The sequence below is a fragment of the Nocardiopsis sp. MG754419 genome (assembly GCF_018207095.1).
Classification (GTDB): domain Bacteria; phylum Actinomycetota; class Actinomycetes; order Streptosporangiales; family Streptosporangiaceae; genus Nocardiopsis.
In genome coordinates this window covers 1-5,951 of record NZ_QOCZ01000228.1, presented here as the reverse complement: position 1 = coordinate 5,951, position 5,951 = coordinate 1, and the positions used below count along the sequence as shown (strand labels likewise).

General features: G+C 70.4%; 5 protein-coding genes. 2 read left to right on the top strand and 3 right to left on the bottom strand.

What is annotated here, in order from left to right; translation table 11 throughout:
- Window positions 1-359: 359 nt before the first annotated feature.
- Window positions 360-563: a developmental transcriptional regulator BldC gene (bldC, locus tag DSY14_RS26420; protein ID WP_013155387.1), complete on the top strand. Its 204-nt coding sequence runs from the start codon at window positions 360-362 to the stop codon at window positions 561-563.
- 287 nt (window positions 564-850) lie between these two features.
- On the opposite strand, the gene DSY14_RS26415 is transcribed toward bldC, so the two are convergent.
- Both DSY14_RS26415 and DSY14_RS26410 read right to left on the bottom strand, forming a co-directional pair.
- Entirely contained in the window at window positions 851-2,032 is a 1,182-nt protein-coding gene (locus DSY14_RS26415; RefSeq protein ID WP_307851341.1) for a hypothetical protein, read from the bottom strand.
- Window positions 2,033-2,634: 602 nt separating this feature from the next.
- Complete coding sequence (locus DSY14_RS26410; protein ID WP_211719326.1) at window positions 2,635-3,702, bottom strand: DNA primase; 1,068 nt, start codon at window positions 3,700-3,702, stop codon at window positions 2,635-2,637.
- A gap of 541 nt (window positions 3,703-4,243) precedes the next feature.
- Here DSY14_RS26410 and DSY14_RS26405 point away from each other — a divergent pair.
- A complete protein-coding gene (locus DSY14_RS26405) occupies window positions 4,244-5,149 on the top strand; it encodes an N-acetylmuramoyl-L-alanine amidase (RefSeq protein WP_211719325.1) in 906 nt (301 codons plus the stop codon).
- Between the two features lie 128 nt (window positions 5,150-5,277).
- On the opposite strand, the gene DSY14_RS29065 is transcribed toward DSY14_RS26405, so the two are convergent.
- Window positions 5,278-5,951 (bottom strand): LPXTG cell wall anchor domain-containing protein (locus tag DSY14_RS29065; protein ID WP_249188510.1); only part of this gene is annotated, 674 nt, incomplete at its 5' end.

Below are 5,951 nucleotides of genomic sequence, written 5' to 3'. Positions count from 1 at the left end.
CACCTGCCCCGATTCGGCGGTCGACCAGGGGCTCCACCCCTCCCCCCGCAGCCGCCTTCAGGTTTCGGTCAGGCCTGCCCTAGCACTTCGGGCACTCCGGATCGAGAAAAACGAGGCCTGAGAACGAAGTTTTGACCGAATACGCCACATGCCACTAAACGTGTCGCTAGAATCACTTAGCGTGACGCGATCACGGGCGGCTTTCAGCGGCCTCCCACGTGCAAAGTTGCTTGGAGTGGTCGCGCAATCACCTCGGGTGATGCCAATATGGACCCAGAGGAAGTATTGGACATCCGGGCCAAGCGCCAGGATAAAGGCTCAAGGATCGGCACACAGATCCAGGAGGAGAGGCCGTACACATGTCAACTCGCACGCCCGAGGCGGAGCCCCTGTTGACCCCCGCTGAGGTCGCCACCATGTTCCGCGTGGACCCCAAGACCGTGACACGCTGGGCCAAGGCGGGCAAGCTGACCTCGATCCGCACCCTGGGCGGCCACCGCCGCTACCGCGAAACCGAGGTCCGCGCTCTGTTGGCCGGGATCCCGAGCCAGCGTACGGAGTGATCTCCCCGGTCTGTGCCGATTCCGGGGGGAGCGGCCGGACGAACTCCGGCTACTGACGAGAGCAGTGCATGGGCGGGTCACCCGGACGGGGTGATCCGCCCACTCACATACGCTCACGGCCACGCACCCGGCGCCTTGAACCGGCGTCGACGACGTCCCCGCACCGCCGTGGGCGACCCCGACCGACCCGTCCGGAACCGCCGGCCCGGCCCCGACCGGAACAAGGGTTCTCTCCCGTGCCCCGACCCTCGGCACGGAAGACCGGCGTACGACCCGGCGGACCCGGGTCAGTCCTCGATCCGGTCGTCCATGGCGGTCGTGCGCTTGCGCGCCAGGAAGGTCGCGCTCGCGCCGCCGCCCACCGCGACCACGGCCGCGGTGATGAGCGCGGCGATCGAACTCCCGGTGGTCGCGAGGCGAGGACTCGGTGCAGCCGCCTCGTCCGCGCTCGTCTCACCGCGTTCCTCGTTCCCACCGCCCTCACGCGCGTCGACCGCGTGGGTGGAACCGATCGCCCAGACATCCGCGAAGTCGACGGCGAAGCCGTTCTCGTCCTCGGGATCACCGATCTGGACCCACACGGTGAGGGCGGACCGAACACCCTCGCCCTCCCAGTCCTCCTGGTCGTCCTCGAACGTGCTCTCGTGTTCGATGAAGCGGACACCGACGGGCACCTCGTCGACCGTCGCACCGTCGGTGTCGATGACCTCCAGGGTCTCCTGCGCCAGGTGGTCGTCCTCGAACTCCGGTAGGGCGGCGCCGAAGGCGGTGATCTCGCCGTACTCCAGGCTCGCCGCGGTCCGCCCCTCGAAGTCGGCCTCGGCGCTCGCGCGCACGTCCTCCAGGGTGAACTCGACCGCGTTGCCGTCGCTGGAGAGGTTCTCCGACTCCCCCTCCCCGAACATCACCACGTCCTCCTCGGACGGGGACGCGCTGGGGGACGTGGAGGGCTCTTCGAAGGGGATGTTCGGGGTGGGTTCGTCGGCCTGCTGACGCTCACGCTCCCCCGCGCCCTCGGTGCGGTCGGTCCCGGTCTCCTCGGAATCGTCCTCGGGCCCGCCGGTGGGACTCGGCGAGGGCCCGGACCCCTCGTCCGGCCGGTCGATCATGCCGAGTCGGATCAGGTCGTCGACGCCGAGGCTCACCCGCACCTCGTCGATCCGGGCCTCCGAACGCGCCCCGGTCTCGTCCTGCACCACGGCCCGGCTCTCACCCCGGACCTGGGCGTAGGCGGCCAACGGACCCAGGAGGGGCTCCGCGGCGGCCTCGTCACGCCGTTCACCACCGAAACTGATCGCGGTGGAGTAACCGGTGACCAGGTCGCCGTCGGCCAACCAGGCCTGGGCGCTGCCCCAGACGAGTGGCCCGGCGGCCGCGGGGGGCGCCGAGGCGACGCCGAGCGCGCCCAGCGCGACGAAGAGCGTTCCCCCGGCGAGGAGGCGACGGGTGGATGATTCGGCGGGAGTCACCACAACACTCCTGTTGTTCTCGGGGGATGCCCGACCCGAGGGTCGGCCCCGGACCGGCGCCGGTGCACAGGAGCGGGGGTACGGTCCGGTCCGATCGGCCGGACGCGCTGCCGCGCGGAGGTCGAGGAGGGACTCGATCCGTTCGGGGTAGTCGGTCGTGGGGAGCACCGTACGGATGACGGTCCACAAGGCGAGCCTAGTCCCTTGATCACAAATCGGAAACCGTTCCAACGACGACGCCGTCCCCCGGTGCCGGGCGCTTCCGGGTTCGATCCGCCGTGGGACGCGACACCGGGGACCGGAACCACGAGGTGCCCGAGGTGGACCCGGTCGCCGGGTGGCTCCGAGCGTGGGCGGGACGCCCGTCCGTCCTCGCGACGACGGACAGGGCGGTGCGTGCCCGAGCCGCCGCCCGGCCGGTTCGGCGGACGTGCCCCGGACGGGGGTCCGGGCACGAGCGCGCCCCACCCGGGACCGGGGGTGACCGGCCTCGACGAGGTGGATCCGTGGAGGCGTGCGACGAAAGCGGGCCCCGGCGCCCTCGGGCGTCCGGGGCCCTGACGGCCGTCCCGCGCTCAGGCGGCGGGACCGGCCGCTCAGACTCAGCTCTCGTCGGTCTCCTCGGCCGCCTCGTTGTTCTTCTTCCGGCGACGGGCCAGGTAGGCGGCGGCGCCACCACCGGCGGCGAGCGCCGCACCGGCGCCGATCAGGGCGGCGATGGGCGAACCGGTCCGGGCGAGGTCCTCGTCCTTGCCCTGGTCCTTGCCGTCCTTGCCCTCCTCGGCCTGGTCACCGTCGCCCTTGTCGTGTTCCTTGCCGTCCTCGCCCGGGTCACCGTCGCCCTCACCGGCGTCCTCGTCACCGCCGCCGTCGCCCTCACCGGCGTCGTCGTCACCGCCGTCCTCGCCGCCGTCGTCACCGCCACCGTCACCGTCGTCGCCACCCAGGTCCCCATCGGTGGTGGCCGCGACGGCCTCGGCCAGGTAGAAGTCGATCCCACCCAGCTCACCGGCGTCGAACTCGGTGTAGAGGAGGTTGAAGGCGCCGTCCCAGACGACGTCCTCACTGAACCGGTCCTCGAACTCGCCCTCGCCGACCTCGTGGAGGACGGAGATACCGAGGTCCAGCTCGTTGACGTTCTCCTGGACGGTGCCCTCGACGAAGTCGGTGGTGTGGGTGCCGTCCCAGGCCTTGGTGACCGAGACCGAGGCGCCGGTGAACTCGACGTCGATGAGCAGGTCACTCTCGTCGAGGGTCTCGACGGTCTCGTCCGCGGCGAAGGTGGTCACGTCACCCTCGGAGGAGAGCTGCTCGGTGTCGGTCGCGTCGATGATGCCCAGGACGTCCTCGAGCGTGAGCCGGGCGTGGGCGCTGTTGACCGTGACGGTCGAGTGCACACCGGCGGCGTCCACACGGACGTCGGTCTCGGCGTCGAGCGTCAGGAAGGTCTCCGCCTCGACGGCGAAGTGGTCCCCGGCCGCGCCCTCCTCGCCCTGCGGGGTGCCCTCCAGGTAGGTCTCCTGCCCGTACACACTGGCGGTGGCGGAGCCGTACAGGACGGTGTCGGCCTGCGCCGGCATGGCGGCGGCCAGGCTCAGGGCACCGAAACCGACGAAGGCGGCGCTTCCCTGAAGGACACGACGCGCGGTGATGCTGCGAGTTCTACGCAAGACAATCCTCATTCGGATACGTCCGGCCCGGGGACGGGCCGGCCTGGTCACGCGAACCACCGCCGGAGAACCGGACGGGGAGATCTCGGAACATGGAGTCACGAGCCAGGATCGGTCGGGGGATGGCGAGGGCGTTCAGAAACCCTCGTCCTGGGAACACCGGGCGGATCCGACCTGGGCGCAGAGGGGCAGGTGGCCGTCGAACCTTCTTGTCACTTCCCGGTCCCTCCGGGGACACTACTGTCCGACAAAGATCAAATCATCCGCGGACACATCACAAGCAGATCACGATGATTCCTTCATTGCCATGGGTGATCATTGATAAAGCGCTGGGTGATTGTTCGTCGCACGTGTCAACCGATGGTCCGTGAGCGCGTCGCGAGAAGAGAAAAGGCGCTCCGCGCGCGCCGCGAAACGTGAGATCGGACCGATACGGGTCACTTTTTCGGACCCGTGGAGCGAGAAGGCATTTCCGATATACGACGTTCGCTCCCGTCCGGGAGGTACGACCGGGTCACCGTCACCGGCTAGGTTGTGGGGCATGCTCGACTCCGCACCATCTGGATCAGGGCACCGGGGCCGTTCCGCCCGCACCCTGGCGTTGCTCTCTCTCGCGGTGCTGTGGACCGCGGCCTGCACCGCGCCCGCCGACGGCGCCCCCGACGGCGATCCCACGGCCGCCCCACCGTTGCCCGGACCCGAGGACGCGAACGGGGAGACCGGGGGCGACGGTGACGGTGACGGTGGTGAGGCGGGCGGGGACACCGACCCGTCGGGCGCGGGCCCCCTGGGCGGCAAGGTGGTGGTGATCGACCCCGGCCACAACGGCGGCAACGCGGACGCCCCCAGCGAGATCAACACCCAGGTCGACGCGGGCAACACCGAGAAGGCCTGCGACACCGTGGGCGCGGAGACCGCCGACGGCTACTCCGAACACGAGTTCAACTGGGACCTGTCCCTCCTGGTCAAGGAGCGCCTGGAGGCCGACGGGGTCACGGTGGTCCTCACCCGGGAGGACAACGAGGGTGTCGGCCCCTGCGTCAACGAACGCGCCGCGATCGGCAACGACAACGAGGCCGACGCGGCCCTGTCCATCCACGCCGACGGTGGTCCGGAGTCCGGACGGGGCTTCCACGTCATCACCCCGGGCGAGGTGACCGGGCTGACCGAGGAGATCGTGGAGCCGTCCGCCCTGCTCGGCGAGGACATCCGCCGCGAGTACCTGGAGGGCGGCGACATGCCCTACGCGGACTACCTCGCCGAGGAGGGGCTGGACGAACGCACCGACCTGGGCGGACTCAACCTGTCCACGGTGCCGAAGGTGTTCCTGGAGGCCGGCAACATGCGCAACCCGGAGGACGCCGCCCTGCTGACGGACACCGCCTGGCAGGAGAACGCCGCCGACGCCATCGCCCGGGGCCTGGCCTCCTACCTCATGCGCGAGTAGACACCGCGGACGCGACCGGCGATCACCGACCGGAACACGACACGGAAGGCCCCGGGGAGTCGATCTCCCCGGGGCCTTCCGTGTCGTTCTCACGCGAGGGTCGGCGCCTCGCGCGGACCGCTGGAGTCTCAGCTCTCGGCGGTCGCGTTCTCGTCGGCCTCAGCGGCGTTCTTCTTGCGTCGCGCCAGGTAGGCGGCGGCGCCACCACCGGCGGCGATCGCGGCGCCCGCGGCGATCAGACCGATGATCGGCGAACCCGTCTGGGCGAGCGGCTCGGCGTCCTTGACGTCCGTCGCGGGGAGCGTGTCCTTGTCGCGCTCACGCGGCGGGGTCTTGTCGTCGCCCGAGCCGTCGTCGCCTTCCCCGCCACCGTCGGCGACGGCGGTGGTGATGCCCGCGGCGCTCTCGGCGAGCGGGTAGCCGTTCACGACCTCACCGTCGACCGAGAAGGCCAGGTACAGGTTGGTGTAGGCGTCGTTCCAGAGGTAACCGGCGTCCTCGACCTGCACGACGCCCTGGTCGACGACCGGGACGACCTCGACCGTGATCTCCTCACCGTCGGAGAGGGTGCTGATGTCGCCGGGCAGGGTGAGCTCACCCTCGAACGCGTCGTGCGCGACGTTGCCGTCCCAGCTCTGCGACGTGCTCACGCTGGCACCGGAGATGGTGGCCTCGATGACGATGGTGTCGCCACCGTCGACGAGCTCGGTGCCCTCCTCGTCCAGGTCGATGGACTCGGCCGCGGCGGTGTCGGCGGACGTCTCGTCGTCGCCGGTCGCGTCGTCCTCGGGGGTGCTCGGGG

Bases quoted from the DNA above. Each gene is read 5' to 3' on its own strand.
- bldC (WP_013155387.1), top strand. From the start codon at position 360: ATGTCAACTCGCACGCCCGAGGCGGAGCCCCTGTTGACCCCCGCTGAG.
- DSY14_RS26405 (WP_211719325.1), top strand. From the start codon at position 4,244: ATGCTCGACTCCGCACCATCTGGATCAGGGCACCGGGGCCGTTCCGCC.